22 protein-coding genes and 3 pseudogenes are annotated in these 26417 nt (G+C 35.2%); 18 read left to right on the top strand and 7 right to left on the bottom strand.

The features are described 5' to 3' along the window. Window positions 1–740: 740 nt before the first annotated feature. A protein-coding gene (locus CLOCL_RS12210) for an IS3 family transposase (RefSeq protein WP_027622199.1) occupies window positions 741–1893 on the top strand; the annotation gives its coding sequence in 2 pieces (ribosomal slippage) (window positions 741–1007 and window positions 1009–1893; 1152 coding nt in all). A gap of 234 nt (window positions 1894–2127) precedes the next feature. Here CLOCL_RS12210 and CLOCL_RS12205 read toward each other — a convergent pair. Then, on the bottom strand, window positions 2128–3471 hold the full coding sequence (locus CLOCL_RS12205; protein WP_014255638.1) for an ISNCY family transposase: 1344 nt from the start codon (window positions 3469–3471) through the stop codon (window positions 2128–2130). A 185-nt stretch (window positions 3472–3656) separates the two neighbouring features. Here CLOCL_RS12205 and tnpA (CLOCL_RS12200) point away from each other — a divergent pair, with 185 nt between their 5' ends. The 5 genes from tnpA (CLOCL_RS12200) to CLOCL_RS12180 all read left to right on the top strand — a co-directional run bounded on the left by tnpA (CLOCL_RS12200) (window position 3657) and on the right by CLOCL_RS12180 (window position 9517). Further along, complete coding sequence (tnpA, locus tag CLOCL_RS12200) at window positions 3657–4052, top strand: IS66 family insertion sequence element accessory protein TnpA (protein ID WP_014255637.1); 396 nt, start codon at window positions 3657–3659, stop codon at window positions 4050–4052. Window positions 4053–4100: 48 nt separating this feature from the next. Further along, a complete protein-coding gene (locus tag CLOCL_RS12195; protein WP_014255636.1) occupies window positions 4101–6806 on the top strand; it encodes an RHS repeat domain-containing protein in 2706 nt (901 codons plus the stop codon). Window positions 6807–6813: 7 nt separating this feature from the next. Continuing rightward, complete coding sequence (locus CLOCL_RS12190; RefSeq protein ID WP_014255635.1) at window positions 6814–7290, top strand: hypothetical protein; 477 nt, start codon at window positions 6814–6816, stop codon at window positions 7288–7290. A gap of 458 nt (window positions 7291–7748) precedes the next feature. Then, entirely contained in the window at window positions 7749–8123 is a 375-nt protein-coding gene (tnpA, locus tag CLOCL_RS12185) for an IS66 family insertion sequence element accessory protein TnpA (protein ID WP_041715143.1), read from the top strand. Window positions 8124–8239: 116 nt separating this feature from the next. After that, entirely contained in the window at window positions 8240–9517 is a 1278-nt protein-coding gene (locus CLOCL_RS12180) for an RHS repeat domain-containing protein (protein ID WP_148263786.1), read from the top strand. Here CLOCL_RS12180 and CLOCL_RS12175 read toward each other — a convergent pair. After that, window positions 9514–9882: pseudogene (locus tag CLOCL_RS12175) on the bottom strand (IS30 family transposase); the annotation flags it as partial. The gene CLOCL_RS12180 and the pseudogene CLOCL_RS12175 sit on opposite strands and share 4 nt — an antisense overlap. Before the next feature lie 49 nt (window positions 9883–9931). Here CLOCL_RS12175 and CLOCL_RS12170 point away from each other — a divergent pair. Then, window positions 9932–11149 carry an IS256 family transposase gene (locus CLOCL_RS12170; protein WP_014254046.1) on the top strand — a complete coding sequence of 406 codons (1218 nt, stop codon included), beginning with the start codon at window positions 9932–9934 and terminating at the stop codon, window positions 11147–11149. Window positions 11150–11427: 278 nt separating this feature from the next. Here the strand turns inward: CLOCL_RS12170 and CLOCL_RS12165 are convergent. Continuing rightward, window positions 11428–12165: pseudogene (locus CLOCL_RS12165) on the bottom strand (IS30 family transposase); the annotation flags it as partial. Window positions 12166–12255: 90 nt separating this feature from the next. On the opposite strand from CLOCL_RS12165, the gene CLOCL_RS23810 reads away from it, so the two are divergent. The 3 genes from CLOCL_RS23810 to CLOCL_RS12150 all read left to right on the top strand — a co-directional run bounded on the left by CLOCL_RS23810 (window position 12256) and on the right by CLOCL_RS12150 (window position 13535). Next, a complete protein-coding gene (locus tag CLOCL_RS23810; RefSeq protein ID WP_420805133.1) occupies window positions 12256–12573 on the top strand; it encodes a DUF2947 family protein in 318 nt (105 codons plus the stop codon). Between the two features lie 317 nt (window positions 12574–12890). Further along, window positions 12891–13097: a hypothetical protein gene (locus CLOCL_RS12155; protein WP_014255634.1), complete on the top strand. Its 207-nt coding sequence runs from the start codon at window positions 12891–12893 to the stop codon at window positions 13095–13097. 186 nt (window positions 13098–13283) lie between these two features. After that, a complete protein-coding gene (locus CLOCL_RS12150; protein WP_014255633.1) occupies window positions 13284–13535 on the top strand; it encodes a hypothetical protein in 252 nt (83 codons plus the stop codon). 238 nt (window positions 13536–13773) lie between these two features. Here the strand turns inward: CLOCL_RS12150 and CLOCL_RS22575 are convergent, their stop codons facing one another. The 4 genes and pseudogenes from CLOCL_RS22575 to CLOCL_RS12130 all read right to left on the bottom strand — a co-directional run bounded on the left by CLOCL_RS22575 (window position 13774) and on the right by CLOCL_RS12130 (window position 17559). Continuing rightward, a complete protein-coding gene (locus CLOCL_RS22575) occupies window positions 13774–14151 on the bottom strand; it encodes a hypothetical protein (protein WP_027621368.1) in 378 nt (125 codons plus the stop codon). Between the two features lie 248 nt (window positions 14152–14399). After that, a pseudogene (locus CLOCL_RS12140) lies at window positions 14400–15617 on the bottom strand (IS256 family transposase). Between the two features lie 79 nt (window positions 15618–15696). Further along, a complete protein-coding gene (locus tag CLOCL_RS12135; RefSeq protein ID WP_014255632.1) occupies window positions 15697–16101 on the bottom strand; it encodes a dockerin type I repeat-containing protein in 405 nt (134 codons plus the stop codon). A gap of 198 nt (window positions 16102–16299) precedes the next feature. Further along, a complete protein-coding gene (locus CLOCL_RS12130; protein WP_014255631.1) occupies window positions 16300–17559 on the bottom strand; it encodes a right-handed parallel beta-helix repeat-containing protein in 1260 nt (419 codons plus the stop codon). Between the two features lie 618 nt (window positions 17560–18177). Between CLOCL_RS12130 and CLOCL_RS12125 the strand changes: the two genes are divergently transcribed. The 8 genes from CLOCL_RS12125 (at window position 18178) to CLOCL_RS12090 (ending at window position 26416) form a co-directional block, all read left to right on the top strand. Continuing rightward, a complete protein-coding gene (locus tag CLOCL_RS12125) occupies window positions 18178–18642 on the top strand; it encodes a flavodoxin family protein (RefSeq protein WP_014255630.1) in 465 nt (154 codons plus the stop codon). A gap of 540 nt (window positions 18643–19182) precedes the next feature. Further along, the gene (locus tag CLOCL_RS12120) at window positions 19183–19899 is read left to right on the top strand and encodes a GntR family transcriptional regulator (protein WP_014255629.1); all 717 of its coding nucleotides are present in this window, start codon (window positions 19183–19185) and stop codon (window positions 19897–19899) included. Window positions 19900–20099: 200 nt separating this feature from the next. Next, window positions 20100–21275: a BMP family lipoprotein gene (locus tag CLOCL_RS12115; RefSeq protein WP_014255628.1), complete on the top strand. Its 1176-nt coding sequence runs from the start codon at window positions 20100–20102 to the stop codon at window positions 21273–21275. A 30-nt stretch (window positions 21276–21305) separates the two neighbouring features. After that, entirely contained in the window at window positions 21306–22850 is a 1545-nt protein-coding gene (locus tag CLOCL_RS12110) for an ABC transporter ATP-binding protein (RefSeq protein WP_014255627.1), read from the top strand. 20 nt (window positions 22851–22870) lie between these two features. After that, entirely contained in the window at window positions 22871–23959 is a 1089-nt protein-coding gene (locus CLOCL_RS12105; protein WP_014255626.1) for an ABC transporter permease, read from the top strand. A 21-nt stretch (window positions 23960–23980) separates the two neighbouring features. Further along, window positions 23981–24898, top strand: coding sequence for an ABC transporter permease (locus CLOCL_RS12100; RefSeq protein ID WP_014255625.1), 918 nt, complete (start codon window positions 23981–23983; stop codon window positions 24896–24898). Beyond that, window positions 24891–25463 (top strand): cysteine hydrolase family protein, encoded by a 573-nt coding sequence (locus CLOCL_RS12095; protein ID WP_014255624.1) that lies wholly within the window; start codon window positions 24891–24893, stop codon window positions 25461–25463. Before CLOCL_RS12100 ends, CLOCL_RS12095 begins: the two co-directional genes overlap by 8 nt. Then, window positions 25460–26416, top strand: a complete 957-nt coding sequence (locus CLOCL_RS12090; protein ID WP_014255623.1) for a carbohydrate kinase family protein — start codon at window positions 25460–25462, stop codon at window positions 26414–26416. Before CLOCL_RS12095 ends, CLOCL_RS12090 begins: the two co-directional genes overlap by 4 nt. The last annotated feature ends 1 nt before the right edge of the window (window position 26417 follow it).

Raw genomic sequence — 26417 nt, 5'->3', positions numbered from 1 at the left:
TACCCATGATTCAAAGAATTAACTCATATAATGAAATGTCTTGTAGTGTTATAGTTGTAATAAGTGCAATGATGTTATAGAGTTGATGGGATTTGGAGTCAACTAGCTTTTATAAGCAAATGCAATAATATTTAAGGTTTACTTAAAAATTTAAATACAGAGTAATGAGGTGTAATTAAAATGAATCCATACATAATGTTTTGGCTATTTATAATACTTGTCTTGGGTTTGATATATTATAGACAAAAGAAGAATAAATGATATTAAAATATTGGAAATATATATAAACTGGGAGTAAACCCGGTTTTTTTGAAATTTGCTACAGTGTAAATTCCTATGAATAGTAAGCGGTGGAACAAATACCGTAGTGTAACCCCCTCCCATACTTGATAGAATTTAGATAATTGCGAAACGAAATAAAAACCGAGGTGATAAAAGTCATAAATTACCGTTAACAAATTCAAGAGTAAGTTTTGATAATTAAATAAGTTGAACTATAGAAACTAAGGTAAAAAAGGGTACAGGAAATAAATCCTGCATGTATAGAAGAAAGTTAATATTGTGGTTTATACAATTAGTGGTTTTATACTCCGTATATATTCGTGGCGATGGATCTTATCAGCTAGGATAACAGTAATCAGTTGTGTAATACCAGCTAATAATAAATCAGCGTGTAAGGTTTTATAATGATACCATAAATTAAGACAGACAAAACGGTCAAAATAAGTTAGAATAGAAATATGAAAACGAGAAGAAAGTTTACACCAGAAGAAAAAGCAAAAATAGTGATTGAGGTCTTAAGGGAAGAAAAGACGCTGAATGAGATAGCTGCCGAATATGAAATTCATCCTAATCAGCTAAGTCGCTGGAAGGCAGAATTTATAAGCAATGCAGGCAGAGTTTTCAGTAAGGAAACTGATGAAGTAGAGAAGGTCAAACAGTCGTATGAGAAGGAGAAGGACGAACTGCTTAAGCAAATTGGCCAACTTTCATATGAAGTTGCCTGGCTTAAAAAAAAATCTGGCCGACTCTAAGTCCCGGGAAGACCGCATGAAGATGATTGAGAGAGAAGAAAAGAAATTAAGCATAAAAAGGCAAGCTGAACTGTTAGGTATTAATCGTACAAGCCTTTACTACAAGCCAGTACCGGTAACAGATGAGGAATATCTAATAAAACGTATTATTGATGAGGTATACACGGTTCATCCGGAATATGGCTATCGCAGGATGACAAATATCCTACACCGGGATTACCACATACAAATCAATAGGAAGCGTACACGGCGATATATGAGGGAAATGGGGATTCACGGTTTCTGTCCCGGGCCTAATCTTAGCAGACGTCTGCATAACAAATATTTGTACCCGTATTTGCTAAGAGACTTAAATATAGATCATCCCAACCAGGTATGGTCTATAGACATAACATATTGCCGTCTTAAACGTGGATTTATGTATATGGTAGCTATAATAGACTGGTATTCCCGGTATATTGTTGGATTTGAGTTATCAAATACTTTAGATAGGACATTTGTATTAGAAGCGATAAAAAAGGCAATCAAACGATATGGTAAACCTGAAATTATGAACAGCGATCAAGGTAAACAGTTTGCCAGTGAGGATTACATAAAATTACTAAAGAGTAATAATATAAAAATTTCAATGGATGGGAAAGGACGAGCCTTGGATAATCAAAGGATAGAGCGTTTTTTTCGAACTTACAAGTGGGAGATGCTTTATCATGAAGATTGTGAAACGGGTCAGCAACTTCGGCAAAAAACGAGGGAATATATTGAATATTATAACAACAAGAGACCACATCAGTCACTAGGCTATAAAACGCCGTCAGAATATTATTTTGGGATTAACAAAGAGATTAAGGCAGTAGTATAAAACCTTGGGGCTCTGCCCCAAACCCCGTCCTCGCCGGAAGGCAGCCGGTCTGTCATAACAGACCGGGAATCAAAAGGATATATAACCATTGGATGTCAAGGGGCAAGATGAACTCGCATATGCTCGCCCTTGACATCCATCCGACAGAGTACCTTAAGGTAGATATTATACAAAAACATAGAAAGGAGAATCTAACTTAGAAAAGCTAAAAATTTGTCTTGACAATGGGGGTCATTATATTTTTTCATTCTGGGTTCTGCGACCAGCAACACATAGATTTTCTTTGAAGTGGTTAATGGATTGCTCTACCACAGAACGGATTTTGTAAGTAGAATCCCACTCCTTGGTTCCTCTAATAACTCCAGGATAAGCACGAAGATCTTTTTCAGGATAAACATAAATCATACGACCACATGAGGAGGACGTACAGGGATTTTCACAGCAGCAATGCCGCTGATATTTGCCATTACCACCTTTGCGCCACTTAACCTTAGGACAGACAAATTTATATCGAGTGATACCGCTCCTAAGCTTTGATGTACCCTCATACTTCAGAGTAAGTGAAGGATCATGAGGACAACAAGGGAAACCATCTTTGCTAATAGTATAATCCTTGTTTTTCAGGTTTGAACGTTGGTTAAGAGGGATATAAGCTTTAGTAAAATGTAGTTCATCAAACAAGGCTTTATAGATAGCAACAGAATCAAAGGCAGAATCACCAAGGAAAGTTTTTGGATTAATAAGTGGATGCTTAACAAAGAAATCTTTTAAAACTGGTATGAGTAAACGAGCATCATGTACGGATTTATCCTCATCTGGTGAATTAGATTTTTTACCGACGACAATGTCAGGATGATTCTTAAAGAAATCCTCATTGTAAAAGGATATATCCCTAACGATACCAAGGCCATTGGTAATGATGCCAAATTTGAAAACATAGCAGAAATGGCCGTTAATAAAAAGCTGCTTAATCTGAGGATTAGCAGAAGCACATGAAGGCATTAAACGATATGCAGCCTTGTAAGGGTCATAGTTTTTATCATAAACAACAACTTTTGCATAAGATTTCAGTTGTTTGATAATGCGGTTGGCATATTTGGGATTGTTTTCAGCAACAAAGGCTTCAATGCCAGAAGAATCATAAATAGACATCGAAGCACGTACGGAGTCAATCTCTTGGCAAATGGGCTCAGTGATATCAACAAGACGATCAAAGAACAACTGTAAGTCCATAACAAAATTTTGCTTAAAGCGGGTGAACTTAGAAGCATCAGGAACTTTATCAAAGCCACAGAATTCACGCAGGTCTTTAGAGTAGTTAAGAAAAAGGATTAAAAGTGAGTCTGTGGGTATAGAGAATATACGTTGAATGATGAGTGCCCAGAGCATAGCGTTCAAAGAGTATTTGCGGGGTCTTCCCGTTGAAGCATAAAAATGGTTTTTAAATGAAGTTGGAACAACTTCACTGAGATTAATATGTTTTTCAAGAAGTGACAAGAATTCAGGTTTGTCATTATCAAAAATATTTTGGCAATCTGTAAAAATATCTGCCAAAGAAAGCTGTTTGTATGATATCATAATAGTACAACTCCTTTCCGAGGTGTGATTGAATTGTTTCTTGTCAACTCAATTTTACCACAAATCGGTGAGGAGTTGTTCTTTATTAGAGTAAAAAATGCCGTATTTATGCGGCTTATGGCGTTTTACAAATGCCTATTGATAGAATTATTAAGAATAATAAATACAAGTTGGGAGGGGTTCTAGTGCCAGTTAGAGACCTGCAATTAAAAAAAGAATGGAAGGCTAGGTTTGATGATTACAAAAAAAGTGGATTAAGCGTTAATGCTTGGTGTAGAAAGGCCGGTTTAAAAAGCATCACATTTCGTTACTGGATAAAAAGGTTTAGTATTCCAGAAGAAAATCCTTCGCCCAAAACACAATTTGCTGAAGTTATGCTGCAATCTAATAGAACTACTGATAGAGTTGAAAAGACATCCTGTGAAGAAAAAGAGGAACTTTCAAAATCTAACACAACAAAACAAGTTCAAACACATTCTTCTGAATTTCAAATATTTATCGACAATATTAGGGTGATAGTTCCGGGTGATTTCAATCCAGCATCCCTTGCAGGATTAATGAAGGTGTTGAAAACATTATGATGAGACATATAGCTGATGGAGCAGACCATATATAACCAATAAGGTTTGGTGACAGAAGAGAATGCAGTATTAACAAACGGCACAGAACAAAGCTATACAAAGAAGAATTATGAATATGACTCTGTAGGAAACCAATTGAAGTCAGTAATAACCTCTTCAACAACAACACCTGAGGTTGTAGAAAGGACTTACGATGAGCTTGGCAGAGTAAAAACAAAGGCTGTTTCAAATATTGAAGAAAAAACAATATATGTATACGACATTGTAACAAGCGATGGTCTAACAGCAGAGACTTCTATTGACCAGAAAAACAACATAACTACAAAAGTATATGATGTTGTTGGAAGATTGGCCTTTGTGAAAAACGGTGATATAAATGCAGCAAACATAGCAGAATATGATTATCACAAAAACGGTGCAGCAAAGAGTGTTATCTATGCCGGAGGAGCGAGGGAAGATTATACATATTATCCGGATGGAAGGCTTAAAACCCTTGTAAATAAAGATAATAATGGGGTAGCCTTTGAAAGCTATGTCTACACCTATGATGCAAACGGCAACATGCTTTCAAAAGAAGATAAAAAAGGAAGAACATCTTATACCTATGATAATCTCAACCGCTTGAAAAAAGTGAATGAAGAATATATAGGAAAGACGACTGAATATATCTATGATAAATTAGGAAATAGAAATTACGTAACAATAAAAGAAAATGGTATAATTACAGAAGAGCATACTTACAATTACAACTATGACTTAAATCAATTAAAGTCTGTAATTGTGAAAGTAGGCGGAACTGTAGCTTCAATAACTAACTATACTTATGATGCAAACGGTAATCAAATAAAAACAGAAACAGACGGTATAACTACAATTTTTGCTTACGACGAATTTAATCAGCTTATATCCGCAGATGGTGTTAAATATGGTTATAACGCTGAAGGCTACAGGGTAAGCAAGAATGTAAATGGTTCTTTGACAAGATATATATATGATTATGACAAGGTTGTTTTGGAAGTAAATGCAGCAGGAAACCAAGAGGGTAGAAATATCTACGGTACCAATCTGATAATGAGAACAGTTGCTGGCGAGTCATACTATTACATGTACAACGGTCATGCCGATGTAACGGCATTGATTAATGTTGCAACTGGTAATATTGATGCTATCTACTACTATGATGCTTTTGGTAACATAATAGAATCAACTGGTGCAGCAAAGGATAAAAACTCTATCCTATATGCCGGTTATCAGTATGATTCAGAAACAGGGCTCTATTATTTAAACGCTCGTATGTATGACCCAAAAATTGCAAGGTTCTTGCAGGAAGATACATATACTGGTGATGTAAATGACCCATTGAGTTTGAATTTGTACACCTATTGTGCCAATAATCCGCTGATATACTATGACCCAACAGGACACAGTTGGATATCAAATAAATTTAATGAATACAAAGATGCATTTAGAATACTATTCCTTGCATCACAGGAAGAACGGGACGAAGCATTTAAACTTATTTATGAATATGGCGATGATAATATTTACACAAATGTTGTGACTGGCATTGCTTATGGAATGGCTGAAGTTGGTGACGCATTCAAAGACCCTGTTGCACAATGGCAAGAAAATAACCAAACAGTTATAAAACCTTTTATCACAGAGACACTTGGAATTAAGGAGGATTCCAAAGCATATAAAGCTATTAAGTATGTTGGAATAAAAGCAGAAGCTGTTTCAGTATATTCTGTTAATACAGTAAAAGGTATAGTAGCACTTGGGGCAAAAGGTGTAGAAACTGGAATATATAATGACCTAAATAGAATATACGCCGTAGGAAATATGTTGGGGCTGGTTGATGATGAAACATATGCCCAAGTAAGATATAAAGTACAGGAAAATAATCAATTTTGGGCAAGCATACCAGGCAATATTATTAATGGAATTGGAAACGATATCAGAACAACATTTAACATAAAAAAAGCAGGTAACTTTTTCCTAAATCCTGATGCAAGCCTTCAAGATAATGTAGAATATTTATCTGCTGCTACCAATACTGTAATGACTGGTATAGCGGGAGCAAAAATGGCAAGTACATTAGGAAAAGCTGGTAGAGTAGGATACACTGCATATAAAGCAGCAATGCAAAATTCATCAGTACTTGTAGCAGACACTGGCATGGGTGTTACTTTAAATGCTACTACAAAAGCACAAGTTTTTGCTAACGCAGTGAAGCAAGGTGTTAAAGCAGGATATGCTGCTATTAAAACTGGTGGGAAAACGGGATCTGGTGGAGTTAGAAACAAAGCAATACTTAAGTCAGATGAGTTAGGTGAGTATGCAGAAGTTTTGGTGAAATATGACAAACGCATGCCTAGGGCTCAATTTGAAAGAAAAATGGCAAAACTTCAAGAATTAAGTGACAGAAATATGCTATATAAAACAAGGATTACAAGTAGGGATAGGGCTATAGCTGATGCTTATAGACAAAATATGATTGATAGGATATGGACACAATATGGTAAAAACAACCCTCAATTTGCCAAACAATTAATAAAGAAAATAACTGATCGAACAAAAATGCAGATTGACCATACTTGGGAACTTCAACTAGGTGGGCCTGATACCATCGATAATTTGAGGTATTTAGACGCTTTTACAAATAGAAATATAGGTATTGACCAGATTCATAGACAACTTAACTATAATGATATACCATATAGTATTAGGGTAAAAATAGTGGTAGAAAGGTGATAAAATAATGAATAATGAATTGAGAAATATTATATCTAGGGTAAGGCAAGAAATTGATACGCATCCTGACGGTCCAACTATTGGTGAATTAAATGAAGGAAATTCTGATGCTACTACTAACAATATTTATTTAAAAGAATATATTGATTTCTTAAAAGTATGTAATGGTGCACGTTGTGGGCCGATAGATATTATATCATTTGAAGATATTGAGAGATCGCAACATTTAATACTGGAACTTCCAGGATTTGAGAATTGGTTATATATAGGGCAAATTCTTTACGATATTTTGGTTATTAATAAGGATGATGGAAATGTATGGATATATATTGAAACTCCACCTGGATTTCAAAAAGGAAATTGCTTAGGTAGATTTGATGAATTTATAAAAGATTATGTTTTTGGAAAGAAATTTATTGATATAACACCAAGTGGGATAAATAGCAAGTGGTATCAGTTGCTAGAAAAATTGCAAATAGTATGAAAACAAATACTATAAGCCTAGAATTAATGTATTTATTATGAAATAATTAGCTTAAGAAGGTGGGGATTTATCTCATGATAAAAGGATAGACAAGGAAACAATGGATTTATAGAGTTGGAGAATTCAAGGAAAGTGGTAAGACACAAGATGAATGAAGTAAAGAAAATAATATATCCAAAATACATTTAATTACAGGTACAGTAAGTTAAAGAATTTTGATGATGTAAAAAACAGCCCAAATAGATAAATTAGGTGTTGAAAAACGGTTACATGATTTTTGTGATCGTTATTCCATGTGCACCATTTCTCTTTGTATTTCTTAATTCATCTGTTTGCGGGAATAGGATATTCGCAGAAAGTATAACTGAATATAAGTAACCATAAAATAGATCATTACAAAGTAGAATAGGTGCGAAGTTGATACAATCACTGTAAAAAAGAATGAACGGAGTAATTGTATAGACATGGAAAAAGTAACAACTGAACAACAATTATCAAAGTGGGCGGAATTAATACAAACCCGGCTTGAAAGTGGGCAAAGTATCAAAGAGTTTTGCCGAACGAATGGAGTAAGCAAAGCCACATATTACTATTGGCAGAAAAAAGTCAATGAAGTAAAGTGTACAGTAGTTGAAGAAGTAAAAGAATCAAAAACCGATGTACCCAGAGGATGGCTGCAACTTGCCCAGAAACCGGAGCACTCCGAAAAAGGTACACTGGAAATAAAAATTAATGGCTGTAATGTCACTGTGGACACAGAAAAGGACTTAGAACTGAATATAGGATTATTAATGAGTATTATGACTATGCAGGAAATATTAAAAAGACTGTAGATGCCAATGGAAATGAGACCTCTTATGAGTACAACAGCCTTGGAGATTTAAGGAGTGTTACTTATCCCGGAGACGCATCAATACCTACAAACACTGTGGTATTTAAGTATGATTCAATGAGGAACTTAACATATCAAAAAGACAGTGTCGGAAATGTTAAAGAATATGAATATGACCTCTTTGGTCGTGTATTAAGTGAAAAGATATACGGCACAGAAGGGGAAGATGCTAATGAAACGGAAACACGTTATTGGTATGATTTATATGGAAATGTGAAGTATCAAATCGATGCAAATAACACAGTAACAAGGTTTGAATATGATGAGCTTGGAAGATTGACAAAAAGCGTAATAAATAATGTAAAATTAATTGATCCGGCTACAGGGCTTGACAGTACAAGCCGTACATCAACCCATGAAACATTAAATTATTACGATAAAAACGGCAATGTCATACATGAAGTTACCATAGTAACAGAAAAAGATACTGTTAACAACACAACAAAAACAGCTTACAGTGTATATTCCTACGAATACGATAGGATTGGAAGACTCGTATGTAAAATTGACCCTGCCGGAAATGCGATTGAAAAGATAAACTATAACAGAAACAGTGCTCAAATAGAATCCTACGATGGAGAAGATCACAAGAAGATCTTTGAATACAATAAGGACGGCAAAGTAAGTGTTACAAAGCAAAAAGGTGAAACAGGAGTATATATTGTAACTCAGCAGTTCTATGATGCTGTGGGTAATGTTGCCTATGTTATAGACGGAAGAGAAAATGTTACTGTATACACATATGATGAGCAAAATAATCTAACAGGCGTAAGTTCTTATGAGAAATTAGAGGAAGATGTATATAAACTAACTGATACTACTAAATATGCCTACGACAAGAACGGAAACATGAAGACCCAGGAGATTAACGGCATCAGAACAAATATTCTCCATTACAATGCAAGAAATCTTGTAAAGGAGAAAGAATATCCTGGAAATTCAGACAATGTTGTAAAATATGAATACAATGCCGACGGAAGTTTAAGACAAGTAACCGATAGGAAAAACATTATAACCCAATACATATACAACCCACAAGGTTTGGTGACAGAAGAGAATGCAGTATTAACAAACGGTTCAGAACAAAGCTATACAAAGAAAAACTATGAATATGACCCTGTCGGAAATCAACTGAAGTCGGTAATAACCTCTTCAACAACAACACCTGAAGTTGTAGAAAGGACTTACGATGAGCTTGGCAGAGTAAAAACAAAATCTGTTTCAAATATAGAAGGAAAAACAATATATGTATACGACATTGTAACAAGCGATGGTCTAACAGCTTTAAATTGCAAGTTTAATTGCCTTACAAAATCTTACAGAACCCTGTTTTAAGCGACCACAATCTTTGCCATTTCATTCGCAGTTCGATAACCAAATATTCTCCTTGGGTAATTGTTCATCCAGTGCTCAATCCTTTTTATCTCTTTCTCCGTTAGTTTCCCTATATCCGTCCCTTTAGGAATAAATCGTCGAATCAGCTTATTAGCGTTTTCATTCGACCCTCGTTCCCATGAACTGTATGGATGTGCATAATATATCTTTAACCTCATCTTACCAGGAACAAGCACTGATGCCTCAAGCCCTTTGCTGTCCAGAAACTCTGTTCCATTATCTACTGTGACCGTTTTAAACAGTTTGGTAAACTTCTTCCCATACTGAGGATGTAAAAAATCTTGTGTATAAGAGATTGAATGTTCTCCTTCTTGGCAAGAATTTCTAATAAGAAAAGCTAAGGAGGAGAATTTTATGTCAACACTATCAAAAGAACATATAAAGCAATTAGTTCGGGAAAATAATTTCCAAAGCGTATCAGATGTAAATGCATATCTAAAAGACATTTTTAAAGATATTATTCAAGAACTGCTTGAGGCAGAACTTGAAGCAGAATTGGGTTATGCAAAAGATGATGTGGCAAATAAAAATACCGATAATAGCCGTAATGGTTATACACCAAAAAAAATAAAAAGTGAGTTTGGTGAAATTGATATACAAGTGCCTAGAGATCGTAAAGGAGAATTTCAACCTAAAATTATCCCAAAATATCAGCGTAATGTTTCCGGAATTGAGGAAAAAGTTATAGCTCTATATGCAAGGGGAATGTCTACAAGAGATATTAGTCAACAAATTGAAGAACTTTATGGATTCAGCCTGTCTCCGGAGATGGTTAGCAAGATTACTGACAGAATTGCTCCAGAAATAAAAGAATGGCAGCAAAGACCTCTTGAACCTATATATTCTTTTATATTTATGGACGCAATTCATTATAAGGTAAAGGATGAAGGAAGAATAACAAACCGGGCAGCTTACGTTGTTCTAGGAGTTACTATTGATGGATATAAAGATATCTTAGGGATATGGATTGGTGATAATGAATCGTCAAAATTTTGGCTTGGTGTACTGAATGACCTTAAAAATAGAGGAGTACAGGATGTTTTAATTTTTTGTGTTGATGGACTTACCGGACTTAAGGAAGCCATAAATGCTGCATATCCAAAATCTGAAGTGCAGCGTTGCATAATACATCAGCTGAGAAATTCTTTTAAGTATGTGCCATACAAAGACCTAAAAGCATTTAGTAATGATTTCAAAGAAGTATATCATGCTATTAATGAAGAAATAGCATTAGAAAAACTTTATGAACTTAAAGAAAAGTGGGGAAAGGAATATCCTTTTGCAATACGTAGTTGGGAAAATAACTGGGATGTTATAAGTCCATTTTTCAAATTTCCAGAAGAAATACGAAAAATAATTTATACTACAAATATAATTGAAGGACTACATCGTCAGTTTCGTAAGGTCACAAAAACAAAAACAATATTTCCAACAGACAGTTCACTAGAAAAGATTTTATATTTAGCATCAATGAATGTAGTAAAAAAATGGACACAACGTTACAAAAACTGGGATAGAGTACTTAGCCAATTGGTAATCCAATATCCAGGTAGGCTGGAAGAGTATATTTAAAAGCATTCACCCCCACCGCCCTCAAGGGCTCATCCTCATCGCCGGATGGGCTAGACCTCACAAAATTAAAAATATAGGTTTAAAAGGCTAATACTGACCATTATAAATGATTATTGCCAGATTTAATCAAGTTTATGTATAAAACTTAATAAATCCGGCAATAATATACAATGGAAAGGCAATAAAAAACAATATTCTGTAAACCTTGTCAACTAAAATTTACTTGCTAAAGAAGGATTACATAAATTATGATACACAAAATTACTTACATTCCCCCCATACTTCCTTTCCAGTTTGTCTATCTCTTTCTTTACCGATGCCTGGCTTTTATCCGGCATCTTACGTATTATCTCCTGCCTCGTACTCCGTTCCGTCAGTACCAACAATGCTGCTCCCTTTTCTCCGCCTTTGCCAACTATACAATCCATCTCCCAATGCCCATATTCTCCTCTTTCTTCTATATGTGCCGGCCTTTCTTCTATGCTTGTCCCCCTCAAATTCTTTAATGCTATCCTTACTCTTCGGTATTTCCTCTTCTTCTTGTTCCGCTTTACCGGAAGGTCTTTGTTGCTTATATTAGCAAATATCCCTTTGTCTATGTAGTTGTATAGCGTCTTTGTGCAGATCATGGCTCTGAACCTTAACCCTTTGGCTTTTATCTCTCCTATCACCGCGTCCGGCGAATATTTGTCCTCTTTTATCCTCTTCTCTATGTAATTGGCTAGTTCATGGTCATGCCCGATCTTTAAACCCGCTCCTTTATTTGATGACGCCTCTTCATATCTTCGTTGTCCTACGTCTGCACAGTACTTCACTGAATAGGTCAGATCGCTGTTTAGCAACCTCACGCTGCCACGAGCTATTTCCCGTTCTATAGTCCGTCTGTCCCTTCCCATTACTTTGGCTATTTCCTTTGGTTTCTTACCTTCTTTCAATAATATTTCAATTTGATACCGTTCCCTCACATCCAGGTGTTTAAAACTTCTTCGTTTAGTGGTATTATTAAGGTGACTCATTTCGGACCCTCCAATATGTTTTGGTTTTGTCACTTAAAACATTATCAGAGGTTCTGATTTGAGTCACTTCTTTTTTATCATGTTTGGGCAATTAATTTTACAACTTACCGTGTAAGTAAATTACACTATAACGATTGCGATTGGGGAGAACCAGAAAAAGAGTCTCAAACAGTTAATTTTTTGCAGAAAAATATTTTAATACCTGAGGAATCGAAAATAACTTTTTTCTGGAGTGAAAGCTGCTCATTTGAAACTGTTTGGGGTATTTTTCTTAAATACTGGACTGATTTTTGTTATCCAAGTGATGATAGTAATGTGATTGTTATACATAATTATCCGTTAGCTGTTATTTATATTGAAGATAAGCTTTGGATTGTTCAACAAATTGAATATTTTGGAAGTGATTAATTTTTATAAGGCAGTTGTCTAATATCTGAAAATGTCGTGTCAAAAACGAAGTTCTATTTAGGGAAATACCGGCAAAGGATGGGAAGCTATTGAACAAGATTATTGCTGAATCAAGAAATTAGACTTGAGAAATTTGCAAAGCTTTATGGATGAATGTATATGGTAAGGAACTTTAATAGTGGAAACAAGAAATGAGATGATAATAATTTAGCTGTAAATATAGCATGGAAAAAGCAAAATAATTTAAATGTGTAAGGTCCTATCGGGAAATAAAGATGATTAATCATAGAGAAATATTAGGGAGGTTCTTCATTAAAATGAATAATAAATATTTATGGGCTTTAGACAAAGAAAGATATGGTTTGCTAGAAATAGAAAAAGATAGGTATCTGGTATATGACCTAGCTAACAAAAGTATAGTTATAATTGAAGACGATGTAGAAGGCGAAATTACTATAAAAGAAATGATTAAAAATGGAAATAAAAAAGTAACTATTGAGAATTTAAATCAAAGTAGTTTATAATAACATAAAATTAGCTTCCAAAATATAGAAAGTATTAATAAGTAATCAATTAATATACTTTTAAATTAAGTTTACTAAGTAAATATAAAAATCATTAAATTCTGGGAAACTAGTGATATGGTTTTATAAAGTAAGTGCTCTAAACTTTTAAAACAGAGTAATTAAGAATAAAAAAGTAGAGGAGAGATGAAATTTGGAAAGAGAAGATACTTAACAATGCTAATAGAAAAGTTTCAAAATGATAAGACCGGCCAAGAAGTTGATGGAATTACAATAATAATTGATGGAAAAATAAAAGAGATTTTTGATACTATAATATTAAAATCGGGGAAATACGAAAATTATTCAGAAGTTTTAAGAGATGCGATATTTATGGGCATTAATGAAATTACAAGTTCTCTAAAAAATAAATTAGAAATGGATTTCTTACAAAGTTAGTTGCATAACCTTGATTTAAGTTGGTGAATTATGGTTTTGGTATTTCGAAAATGCTACGGCCATACATAATTGGTTTTATTACGGACTTAAGATTCAGAGTTTTTTTGAGTAAAGGGAAAAATTCTAAGCATAATGGATTCATCTTGGTTTAGCATATAATGTTAACTTGAAATAAAAAGGGGGCGTTATATTACGATTAATCTGTAATGCAACAGCCTCCTTTATAATAGCCAGAACATCATTGATTATCCGGTGCAGGTGTGGAGGTCGGTACACTTGGCGAAGGTGTTCTCTGGGGACCTCCATTATTTGATATCTTTGCTTTGGCTATATATATAGACCCATTATATTCTTCGTCTCCATCAAAGTATATACCTATATCAACCTCATAGATACGAAATGGTATCCGATCAAAATGAGGTTGTCGGAATCTAAATGTTGCACAGCCGTTTTCATCGGTTTTGGTAGGGTTTTCAATATTATAAAATTCACTTGGATTCTTGCAGTGAACTGTTTTTTCCGCCAGAGGATTTCCAGCTTCATCACGTAATATAACTGAGAATTGTATTTCGGCGTATGGAGAATATGTGGGAATGTAAGTAATTTTGTGTATCATAATTTATGTAATCCTTCTTTAGCAAGTAAATTTTAGTTGACAAGGTTTACAGAATATTGTTTTTTATTGCCTTTCCATTGTATATTATTGCCGGATTTATTAAGTTTTATACATAAACTTGATTAAATCTGGCAATAATCATTTATAATGGTCAGTATTAGCCTTTTAAACCTATATTTTTAATTTTGTGAGGTCTAGCCCATCCGGCGATGAGGATGAGCCCTTGAGGGCGGTGGGGGTGAATGCTTTTAAATATACTCTTCCAGCCTACCTGGATATTGGATTACCAATTGGCTAAGTACTCTATCCCAGTTTTTGTAACGTTGTGTCCATTTTTTTACTACATTCATTGATGCTAAATATAAAATCTTTTCTAGTGAACTGTCTGTTGGAAATATTGTTTTTGTTTTTGTGACCTTACGAAACTGACGATGTAGTCCTTCAATTATATTTGTAGTATAAATTATTTTTCGTATTTCTTCTGGAAATTTGAAAAATGGACTTATAACATCCCAGTTATTTTCCCAACTACGTATTGCAAAAGGATATTCCTTTCCCCACTTTTCTTTAAGTTCATAAAGTTTTTCTAATGCTATTTCTTCATTAATAGCATGATATACTTCTTTGAAATCATTACTAAATGCTTTTAGGTCTTTGTATGGCACATACTTAAAAGAACTTTCTCAGCTGATGTATTATGCAACGCTGCACTTCAGATTTTGGATATGCAGCATTTATGGCTTCCTTAAGTCCGGTAAGTCCATCAACACAAAAATTAAAACATCCTGTACTCCTCTATTTTTAAGGTCATTCAGTACACCAAGCCAAAATTTTGACGATTCATTATCACCAATCCATATCCCTAAGATATCTTTATATCCATCAATAGTAACTCCTAGAACAACGTAAGCTGCCCGGTTTGTTATTCTTCCTTCATCCTTTACCTTATAATGAATTGCGTCCATAAATATAAAAGAATATATAGGTTCAAGAGGTCTTTGCTGCCATTCTTTTATTTCTGGAGCAATTCTGTCAGTAATCTTGCTAACCATCTCCGGAGACAGGCTGAATCCATAAAGTTCTTCAATTTGTTGACTAATATCTCTTGTAGACATTCCCCTTGCATATAGAGCTATAACTTTTTCCTCAATTCCGGAAACATTACGCTGATATTTTGGGATAATTTTAGGTTGAAATTCTCCTTTACGATCTCTAGGCACTTGTATATCAATTTCACCAAACTCACTTTTTATTTTTTTTGGTGTATAACCATTACGGCTATTATCGGTATTTTTATTTGCCACATCATCTTTTGCATAACCCAATTCTGCTTCAAGTTCTGCCTCAAGCAGTTCTTGAATAATATCTTTAAAAATGTCTTTTAGATATGCATTTACATCTGATACGCTTTGGAAATTATTTTCCCGAACTAATTGCTTTATATGTTCTTTTGATAGTGTTGACATAAAATTCTCCTCCTTAGCTTTTCTTATTAGAAATTCTTGCCAAGAAGGAGAACATTCAATCTCTTATACACAAGATTTTTTACATCCTCGAATATGTTGCTAAATTTAACGGTTCGTCTTCTACCGTTGTTATAAATGTATTTATCTTTCTATTACTGGGAAATTCTATTCCTTTTAAAAGAAACAGTTTAAAAGATGCAAAGTCTAAGGAATCTATACAGCCATCTCCATTAACATCTGCTTGCAAAATACGTTGACCGATATCGCTAAATTCTTTCATACCGAGTAAGTATCCCTTCAACATAGCGTAATCCAAAGAGTTAACAGTACCATCTTGATTTATATCTCCTACAGCATACTTTGAATTTGCAGTTTCTTGCTCTTTAAAGGCTACAGCAGTCGATGGCAAAATCATAATTACCAAGGAGATTAAAATTAAAATAGAAAAAAAACACTGCCTGTTGTGTTTAAACAACTTTCTCATAATTATTCCTCCTCGTAAACAAAATTGCCAACCTAATATTTCCAGTTGTTTTGAAATAATTCTATCAGAAATATAAATAGTTAACAAGCATTTTATGTTAAGTAATAACATTAATACATAAAAAAACTATAGGAAGCTGCAATGTTTTTATGCAGCCACCTATAGTTTTATCCTTTAAAGTTATTTAAGCTTCTTATCCTATCTGAAAATGGCATTGTTAAGTCTGTCAAAGAGCTTTCCGCCATTACCTGTACCTGAGCAGTTTTCCATAACAATTCTTGCAGGGTTGCCGTTTCCGGTGAAACCATGCTTTACGTTATAATTGGCAGTACAGTTTTTTAGTATATGAGGAACGGAGGCAGTGTCGTCGCCTAATTTGAATCCGTTGCCGTCACCGCCGGTTAACCTGCCTGAACGATATTTACCGTTATTGCTTGCTTCACAATTTTCCATAATTACAACGCCTATGGCTCCAGTATCGGATTTTGTATACAAATCCCAGCCGTCATCACAGTTGAATTCTGCTTTACAGTTCCTGAAAATATTGCCTTCGCCGCATGTAAGCTTTGCAGCAAAACCGTCGGCATCTTCCGCACGGGAGTCCATATTTTCAGCAGAATAGCAATCTACTATCAGGTTGTTGCTGGGCCATTTGTCCTTTGTGGTATATGAAGAATTATATCTTGACAACTGAAGTCCCGAATCACGATTATACATGAAATTGCAAGCTTCAATTATGTTGTTGTGCCCTGCAACCAGCATTCCGTTGTCTCCGGCACCGTGAATTGCAATATTTTTAATGTGCCAGTAATTGCCTGCCAGGACAATTCCTCTATTGGAGGAGTTTTCGGCCATTGCTGAAAAGTCAATTATGGGCTTGTCATTGCCGTAGGAGGCTATTTTCTTGTATGCTCCAGGATAACCGTTATTGCCTTCAGCTATTACAATTGTTTTTGAGTATTTATAGGTTCCTGACTTAAGATATATGGTATTTCCCGGTTGTATGGATTTGATTGCCTGTTCCAAAGTCATTGAACCATTTGGCTCAAGAACGATGTCTCCTTCTTTTACAAAACTTGTCGGTGTCGGTATTATGCTGGTAGGAGTCGGTGTTGTTATTACAGGCGTAGGTGTTGCTTCCACAGGTTCAACGGGTAAACTTTTAATCATTCCTAATAAATAACGTTTGAAGTGTGCAAAGTCAATGGAGTTTACATCACCGTCAAGATTTAAGTCACTGGCTTTAAGCTGTTTTTCCGATAGCTGGATAATTCCCACCAAATACATTTTCAATGTTGCATAATCGATAGAATCTGCATTCCCGTCTCCATTTAAGTCACCGTAAACTATATCTTTAATTTCATTGGCTTTCACCGTTGTTGACATGGAAATGAAAGCAGTCAAAATCATTGATAATGCAATCAAAAATGATATATGCACTGAAATCTTTCTGGACATAAAATTCCTCCCGATAAAGTTTTTGATTTTAAATTGTCCTGTTCCTATAAAACAGACCTTTTGATTAATCAGTATAAATTTACTGATACTTCACCTCCTGAGCATAAAAATAATAAGGCAATCAATTGATTAACTATTGAAAAAATTGAATTTTTGATTAGTAAATATAACGCTTTAATTATTGCATACTTTGAAAATTGATTTGTAGATTGGTATGTAAGGATTTATGAAGATGAGCTTTGAATACTTGGAAATTCCGATTTTTGACTTAAGTGAATCTTTATTTATTTTTATTGTTTTTCTCTTATATAAAAATCAATATAACAGCAAAACTGTTTTGTTAAAAAAGTGATTGCCTATATTTTTGCAATCACTCTTAACGGCATTGTAATAATCAATTAATTGGTTAAAAACAATTACTTTTTTTTACTATTATATCATACAATTACGGAAACTACAATGAAAAAACGATAAATTTGAAAGTAAAGTCTTTTTGATATTGTGGTATAATACTAAAATAGTATTGGCGGAAAATTTAATGATCCATTGTTGTATTTAATGGTGTTTTCGGAGAATAAACTAATATTGAAAATGAAGGATAAGGAGAGAATATGACTTATGAAAGCTTTAATTGTGTACTACTCTATGTACAGCAATACTGAAAAGATAGCTAATGTATTTGCAAAAAAAATAAATGCAGACTTAATTAATCTAAAGGAATCTAATGAGATTAAAATTGACAATTATGATTTAATTGGCTTTGGATCTGGAGTTTACAGGGAAAGCCTATCCTCAAAACTTCTTAATTGTGTTGAAAAACTTGACTTAAAGGGAAAAAATGTTTTTGTATTTTCTACAAGTGGGATTGGAGCAAGGTTTTATAATAATAAACTGCTTAAAATTTTAAGGTCAAAAGGTGCAATATGCAAAGGCAGCTTTGCTTGCAAAGGATATTATACAACTACAGAAATCAAAAAGAACATGATATTTGAGCTTTTTAGAAAGCTTTCCGAGGGACATCCCGATGAAAAAGATATCCAAAAAGCAGAAAAATTTATTGATAATATGATAAAATCGATATAAGTTAAACATCACCAAGTGAATAAGTTTATTGCGATGATTAAAGGAAGGAATGGATGAGGAAGAGATAGCATCCCTTCCGATATTTTTTTATGTCATATTATTTAAGATTATGAAAATTCCTATCTTTTATTCTGTAAAACCTTTTTCGGATTTACTGAATTCAGGAGGCTAATCTGTAGTAAACTTGGTGAGAATTTGCATTTGAGGTTGAATATTCATTAAATAAGCATTCATTCTAAAAAAATTCAGTTATTTTACTCAAAAATGTTTATGTGATAAAAATATCATAAGGATATGAAAAATGTTATTATGTAAACATATTTTGATTGAGTATGCACTATTGCTTATTTATACAGGATAGGCTAAAGGTGAAAAAGCGGCAATGAAAAAATATTGACATTATGTTAAGTTTGTAGTATATTATAAGTGGACATATCAACATATCAATATAATAACATGTTAATATAATGACATATTAATATCAAACTAACTTACTTCTATATAATTCACTGAATGGAGTGATATTAATTGGATTCTGGAATGACCCCAAAATATTATAGTGTAAAAAAGAAAATACTTGAAATGATTGATCAGGAAGAAATAGGCCCTGACGGCATGCTACCCAGCGAACGTGAGATTATGAATATGTTTGGAGTAAGCAGAATCACAGCAAAGAAAGCCATAGATGATTTGGTTAAAGAGGGGTATGTTTACCGTATACAGGGCAAAGGTACTTTTGTTAAAAATGATAAATTAAATCAGGATCTTGTATCCCTTACCAGTTGTACCGAGGATATTATCAGGATGGGAATGACACCGTCCAAACGTCTTCTGTCGGCTGAAATAATTACCGCTGACCAGGCTTCCATGAGGCAATTGCATTTATGTAGCGGAGATAAGCTCTTCAAAGTAAAACGTGTCTATTTTGCAGATAATGAGCCATTGAACCTGACAACTACCTATCTGCCGTGCAAGCTTTTCCCTGGAATAGAAAATTTCGATTTTGGGGTGGAATCCATTTATAATGTGCTGGAAAATGAATATGGCACACGTATTACCAAAGCTACAAGAACAATTGAGGCTGTGCTGGCAGCCGATGAAGTGGCTGAAATTCTTAATATAGATGAGGGTGAACCGATTCTTCTGTTCAGAGCTGTTACCTTAGGTATAGTTAACGGCAAGGAGGTACCTATCGAAAAATTTAAAACCTATTACAGGACAGATAAACTGAAATTCTGCATTAATCAAGTCAGATAAAAATTTAATAAACAAATCGGTTTATTGGATAAAAAAGAATAGCATATGAAATCAAAAGCTATATAACGGTTATAGATCAATTCTAATATATGCGTAAGCATAGGAATTGATTATATAATATAAAATTCAGTAGTTTTATTGCTGCAGCTAAAACTACCCAACCAACACAACAGTCGTCTAAAAAAATAGGAGTGGATGAGATGAAAAAAATCAATTTAGTAAGAACCATTGCAGTCGTTGCAATAGTCATCATGCTTATACCTCTTGTGTTTACCGGATGTTCAAACAAATCGAAAAATTTGGGAGTTGCTCTTATCACTTCAGCAGCAGGTGCTAATGACAAGGGCTATAACCAGTCGGCTATAAAAGGTCTTGAAAAAGCCAAGGAAAAATTGGGAATCGATTATAAAGTTGTAGAATCTACAGATATTCCAGGCAGTCTCACTCAGCTCGCCGAAGCTGGATATAAGTTGATATTCAGTCTTGAATACAATTTTGATGCTCTTATAAATGGTGTTGGCGGAAACAAGCCAATTGCAGAGCAGTATCCGGATACTACTTTCGTAATCTTCAATGACAATCCCAATGTTAATGCAGATGGTGCCACAATCCATAATAATGTTATATCAGTACTTTTTGATGTGCATGAAGCATCTTTCATGGCAGGCGTGCTAAGTGTTTTGGTTAATGAAAATGCAAAAGTTCTCTTTAATGAGCAGGATTATAATTTCACTGAAGGAGATGCGGGGAGAAAAATAGGATTCCTTGGTGGCTCAAAATCCAATGGTATTACAGTATTTAGCTATGGATATGCTGAAGGTATTAACTATATGGCAGAACAGTTAGGCGTTCATTACACTTATTACAGTGATTACAATGCAGGCTTCTCCGATTCTGCGGCAGGTGCCACAAAAGCCAACACCTATTATCAGGACGGTGCCAATATAGTTAATGCAGTGGCAGGTTCTGTTGGTGACGGAGTAGATTCAAAGGCAAAAGAAGTAAAGAAGCTGTCGATAGAAGTTGATGCCAACAAAGACGATAACCAGCCGGGTTACGTTTTGACAAGTGTATTGAAGAATACAGAAGTTCCTGTTTATGAAATTGTTGAGAAATTTAAGAACAATGAACTGGATCAGATGAAGGGAAAAACACTAACCTATGATCTGGCTTCCGGTGCAACAGGTATTACTGACTTAAGTACAATAGGATCAAAGATTACTGATGCAGGTAAAGAAAAATGGGCTGAGATAAAAAATGAACTTTCAACTGTGGCCAGTAAAATTGCCAGTGGTGAAATAAAGGTAACTAATGCCCAGGCCGGCGAATCTTTTGACAAGTCAAAGTTAACCCATCTCTCCATGCCCAATGACTAAATCCAAATAAAGAGAATGAAGGCGGAAACTATGAACGCAATTGAAGCTGTAAATTTAACAAAAAAATATGGAGATTTTGTTGCCAATGACAATATAAGTCTTTCCATCGTGAAAGGCGAAATCACTGCTATTGTAGGAGAAAACGGAGCAGGAAAAACAACTCTCATGAACATGTTTTACGGTTTACAGCGGCCAACCTCCGGAGAATTGTATGTATCAGGCAAAAAGGTAAACTTCAATACCCCCCTTGACGCGATAAATTGCGGGTTAGGTATGGTGCATCAGCATTTTAAGCTGGTGCCCAGTCTGACCATATTTGAAAATATACTGCTTGGTACAGAGATAAATAGGACTACGGATTTTAAAGGCAGATTAAAAATTAAATGGCCGCTCATAGATAGAAAACGTGAGAGAGAAGAAATTGAAAAGCTGATTAAGGATTACAAATTTGAACTGGACCCAGATGTACGAGTTGAGGACATTTCAATAGGAGCTAAGCAGCGGGTAGAGATTTTAAAAATGCTCTATCGAAATGTTGATATTCTGATTTTTGATGAACCGACAGCTGTACTTACGCCGCAGGAAGTTGATGAACTGCTGGTCAGCTTTAAAGAATTGAAGAAACAAGGCAAAACCATTATTCTTATAACTCATAAGCTTCGTGAGGTTATGGAAGTTAGTGACCAGGTCATTGTTATTAAAAGGGGCAAGGTTGTCGGAAGCAAACCTACAAAGCAGACAAATCCCGAGGAGATTGCTACGATGATGGTGGGCCATGAAGTTACACTTCAGGTTCAAAGGGAAAAGAAGTCTGTTGATAAAAACAAGGTAGCTTATAAAGTAAGTGGTTTGTCTACGACAAACAATTCCGGGAAAAAAGTTTTGGACAATATAAATTTTGAAATCAGGGAAGGCGAAATTCTTGGAATTGCCGGAGTAGAAGGCAACGGACAGAGCGAGCTTGTAAAAGTATTATCCGGACTTATGGTTTCAACGGAAGGTAATGTCCAGCTTTATGGTGAGGATATAACCAACAAGTGGCCCGATGAACTTCGCAAAGCTGGAGTGGGAATAATTCCCGAGGATCGTTATGCCCAGGGGCTCTGCAAAGAAATGTCCCTTAGTGATAATCTGATTGCCGGTTATCATGATGATGAAAAGTTTTGTAAACATGGAATTTTGAATAAGAAGAATATTTCTAAAAACAGGGATATTCTTCTGGAGAAATACGACATAAGGGTAGCCGATCCTGAAGGCGCGGTATCACAGCTTTCCGGAGGAAATGCTCAAAAGGTCATTATTGCAAGGGAATTTGATTCAAATCCCAAGGTTTTGATTGCAAGTCAGCCAACCCGCGGTGTTGATATCGGTTCCATTGAATTTATTCACAATAAGATACTTGAGCTTAGAAGACAAAATAAAGCAATACTTTTGGTTTCAAGTGAACTTAGTGAAATAATGGGTCTAAGCGACAGAATAATTGTTATGTACAAAGGTAAAATTATTGGAGAGGTTGAAGGGGATAAGGCCGACAGTTCAAAGCTGGGACTGCTGATGGCTGGCATCACCCAATAACCCTATGACTGAGGGATATTATGAAAAAGAAGAATGAGATTTTATCAAATATCTATAGTATCTTAATACCTATAATTATAGCACTTTTTGTTGGTGGAATAATAATTGCAGCAATTGGTGAAAACCCGTTTCTAACTTACCAAATTATGATACAGAAATCTCTTTTTAGTGTCAAGGGAATTTTGAAAACACTGCATTTTGCATCACCCTTGATTTTGACTGGACTAGCCATTGCCATTACCTTTAAAGCCAATATATTCAATATGGGTGTGGAAGGTGCAGCAGTTCTGGGCGGCTTCTTTGCCGGTGTTGTTGGTTTTAGCATTAAAGGCATAAATCCGGTTCTTCATATAATGCTATGCCTTCTTACAGGTATGATTGTCGGTATGGTTTTTACACTCATTCCTGCAGTTCTGAAAGCTTACTTCAAGGTTAATGAAATGGTTGTTACCTTAATGTTGAATTATGTAGTGGTTGAGGTTGTCAAATACCTTGCACAGGGAGTGTTTAAGGACCCGGCTTCCGGATACGTTGCAACCTATGCAATTAATGATAGTGCCATGTTTAATAAGATTTTAAACAGCGACTTGACAATGTTTTTCTTTCTGGCACTTATAGTATTTGCTATTCTCTATGTGATTTTCAAGAAATCGAAGCTGGGTTTTGAAATTACTGCAATAGGAAAAAATCCGGAGTTTTCCGAAGCTACCGGAATGAAAGTGGCTAAAAAGATTATTTTTATAATGCTTATCAGTGGAGCTGTGAGCGGTTTGGCAGGTGCCGGATACCTAATGAGTGAGAAATACAGGTTTACTCTTGATTTTTCAGGAAGCCCGGGACTTGGCTGGGATGGTATGTTAATAGCATTGCTCGGTAATCACAATCCTATTGGAGTACTAATTGCAGCGGTGTTCTATGCAGCTTTGAAAACAGGCAGTGAATATATCGGATTGTTTACCAATGTACCCAAGGACATTGTAGGTGTTATTCAGGGAATACTCATTTTATGTCTTTCCGTAAGGTTTGTAAAGCAAAACAGCGGCCTATTTGATAAGTTGACAGGGATATTTAAACCGGGAAGCAGAAAGACAAAAAGCAATGAGTGTTGATGTAACAGAAGGGGAATTAGTATGAATCTAACTAATAACATATTATATGATATGATTTACCACAGTACGCCCATCCTATTGGCTGTATTGGGAGGACTGTTTGCCCATAAAGCCAACGTACTTAATATAGGGCTTGAAGGTATGATGCTGATGGGGGCTTTCTCCAGCGCCTTGGCAGTTATGATTACAGGAAGTCTGTGGATGGGACTTTTGATTAGCGTCTTGCTAACACTTATTCTAGGATGGATATTCGCTCTACTGAGTGTAAAGTTTAAAAGTAATTTCATTATTACGGGATTTGGAATCAACTTGTTTGTTACAGCCCTAAGTGCCTTTGTACTCAAGTATTTAAAAATTGCGAATATAAATGTAAGTTCTACAGTAAGTGTTTCCGACTTAAAAATTCATATTCCGATAATTAAGGATATACCTATCATTGGAAGCCTGTTAAGCGGACATACTGCCATTACCTATACTGCTTTTCTTTTGATAATAGTAGTGAGCATTGTGTTATACGATACAAAGTTTGGCGTTTATGTAAGAGTAGTTGGAGAAAATGAGGAAGCGGCTAAATCGGTAGGTATCAATGTAAATGCAATTAAATATGCTGCGGTGCTTATAGGTGCGGCACTTTGTGCTCTCGCCGGAATGGAGCTTTCCGTTGAAAGGCTTGCGCTCTTTACAAACGGTATGACAGCAGGGAGAGGTTTTATAGCAATTGCTGCAATTTACTGCGGCAGAGGTGAACCGTTAAAATGCTCTTTATATGCCATACTCTTCGGTCTCGCCAAATCTCTTGCCATCAATCTGGCTCTGTTTGCCGGGCCTGTATCGGGATTGTTTGAGATGGTACCTTATTTGACCATAGTAGTAGTGCTGCTTGTGGTTTCTGTCATACAAAATCGCAACAACAATTTAAGGGGGTTCAAACTTGAGTAAGTCAGCTTTGATTATTGTAGATATGCTTAAAGATTTTACCGATCCGAAAGGATTGGTATACTACCCCCAGAATAGGGAAGTGCTGCCGAGAATAAAACGAGTGTTGGAGGAGTGCAGAAAACACGGACTTTTGGTTATCTTCCTCCAGCACTGTTACCGGAAAGACAAATTTGATAAAAATCTTCAGAATATGAGGCCTAACTGTATTGAGGGGACCGATGGGATTGAAATAGATCCTATGCTGGAAGTGGACCCTGTTAAAGATTATGTGATAAGAAAGAGAAGATACAGCGGTTTTGTGGGAACCGACCTTGATATGGTTCTGAGGGAAAATAAGATTGAGAATGTAATCATAGTGGGTACAAAAACCAACTGCTGTATCCGGGCGACAGTTACCGATGCTTATAACCTTGATTATCTGCCCATTGTAGTGTCGGATTGTGTAGCAACTAATGACGAGGTTGTCAATCAAGTGCATTTGACAGATATAAAAAAATACTTAGGCAAGGTTGTTACTTCTGAAGAATTATTTGCTCTTATGGACAAAGGAGAGATTTCCGGATGAAATACGATATTATAACCAGCGGCTATGTAAGCCTTGACAGGATTATTAAAACGCAAACTCCTGTAAGATATGGATACACTTCAATTATTGAAAACAGCAATAATGCCAAAATCTATTATGGCGGCTGTCAAACCAATATTGCCTATCTTACTGCAAAACTAGGATTGAAGGCACTTCCCATAATTCGAGTGGGAGAGTTGGATTATAAAGAAACGGGATTTTTAGAATACTTAGAAAGCGTTGGGGTATGCCTTGATGCAGTTGAAATTATTCCTAATGAAACTACCTCTAACTGCTACCTCATTGCAGACTCAAACAACAATCATATAACTATTTTTTATCCCGGTGCAATGGATGGAAAATATGCAGAAAGTATTAAGGATGAATTTTTTGAGGAGACACGCCTTGGCGTAATGACAGTGGGCTCATATGAAGATAATGTGGAGTTTTTCAATAAATGCATGAAGCACAACGTTCCATTGGTTTTCGGAATGAAATGTGATTTTGATGCCTTCCCTGAAGAATTCTTTAGAAAAGTATTGTTTTCCAGCAAAATTATTTTCACTAATCAAGGTGAAAGGGAAGAAATTGAACGAATGTTCAAGCTTGAATCTATAACGGAGCTTTTTCAAAAGGGAAGTGCGGAAATCATAGTTACCACCCTTGGTAAAAACGGAAGCATGTACTTCCAAAAAACCGATGAAGGAATAGTTTCAAATACCATCGAAGCTGCTGAATTCGGTAAAGTTGTAGATACTACAGGTTCCGGAGATGCTTATATGTCAGGATTCCTTTATGGATACGCGAACGGCAAGAGTGTTGAGGAATGCTGCAATATGGGAAGTGTTCTTTCTTCGTTTATTATTGAAAAGGTGGGATGCACTACCAATGCTCCAACCCAGGAAGAATTCTTGGAACGTTATAAGAAATTTATATCACAGGAAGGAAAATAAG

Source organism: Acetivibrio clariflavus DSM 19732 (assembly GCF_000237085.1).
In the GTDB taxonomy this organism is placed as follows: domain Bacteria; phylum Bacillota; class Clostridia; order Acetivibrionales; family Acetivibrionaceae; genus Acetivibrio; species Acetivibrio clariflavus.
Note: the sequence above shows the minus strand (reverse complement) of the source record. Positions and strands in the feature narration are given on the sequence as shown.

What these genes read in the sequence shown, in the direction of transcription:
- CLOCL_RS12205 (WP_014255638.1), bottom strand. Translation starts at nt 3,471, where the DNA reads ATGATATCATACAAACAGCTTTCTTTGGCAGATATTTTTACAGATTGC.
- CLOCL_RS12190 (WP_014255635.1), top strand. Translation starts at nt 6,814, where the DNA reads ATGAATAATGAATTGAGAAATATTATATCTAGGGTAAGGCAAGAAATT.
- CLOCL_RS12180 (WP_148263786.1), top strand. Translation starts at nt 8,240, where the DNA reads ATGAGGAACTTAACATATCAAAAAGACAGTGTCGGAAATGTTAAAGAA.
- CLOCL_RS12170 (WP_014254046.1), top strand. Translation starts at nt 9,932, where the DNA reads ATGTCAACACTATCAAAAGAACATATAAAGCAATTAGTTCGGGAAAAT.
- CLOCL_RS12155 (WP_014255634.1), top strand. Translation starts at nt 12,891, where the DNA reads ATGAATAATAAATATTTATGGGCTTTAGACAAAGAAAGATATGGTTTG.
- CLOCL_RS12150 (WP_014255633.1), top strand. Translation starts at nt 13,284, where the DNA reads ATGAAATTTGGAAAGAGAAGATACTTAACAATGCTAATAGAAAAGTTT.
- CLOCL_RS22575 (WP_027621368.1), bottom strand. Translation starts at nt 14,151, where the DNA reads ATGATACACAAAATTACTTACATTCCCACATATTCTCCATACGCCGAA.
- CLOCL_RS12135 (WP_014255632.1), bottom strand. Translation starts at nt 16,101, where the DNA reads ATGAGAAAGTTGTTTAAACACAACAGGCAGTGTTTTTTTTCTATTTTA.
- CLOCL_RS12130 (WP_014255631.1), bottom strand. Translation starts at nt 17,559, where the DNA reads ATGTCCAGAAAGATTTCAGTGCATATATCATTTTTGATTGCATTATCA.
- CLOCL_RS12125 (WP_014255630.1), top strand. Translation starts at nt 18,178, where the DNA reads ATGAAAGCTTTAATTGTGTACTACTCTATGTACAGCAATACTGAAAAG.
- CLOCL_RS12120 (WP_014255629.1), top strand. Translation starts at nt 19,183, where the DNA reads ATGACCCCAAAATATTATAGTGTAAAAAAGAAAATACTTGAAATGATT.
- CLOCL_RS12115 (WP_014255628.1), top strand. Translation starts at nt 20,100, where the DNA reads ATGAAAAAAATCAATTTAGTAAGAACCATTGCAGTCGTTGCAATAGTC.
- CLOCL_RS12110 (WP_014255627.1), top strand. Translation starts at nt 21,306, where the DNA reads ATGAACGCAATTGAAGCTGTAAATTTAACAAAAAAATATGGAGATTTT.
- CLOCL_RS12105 (WP_014255626.1), top strand. Translation starts at nt 22,871, where the DNA reads ATGAAAAAGAAGAATGAGATTTTATCAAATATCTATAGTATCTTAATA.
- CLOCL_RS12100 (WP_014255625.1), top strand. Translation starts at nt 23,981, where the DNA reads ATGAATCTAACTAATAACATATTATATGATATGATTTACCACAGTACG.
- CLOCL_RS12090 (WP_014255623.1), top strand. Translation starts at nt 25,460, where the DNA reads ATGAAATACGATATTATAACCAGCGGCTATGTAAGCCTTGACAGGATT.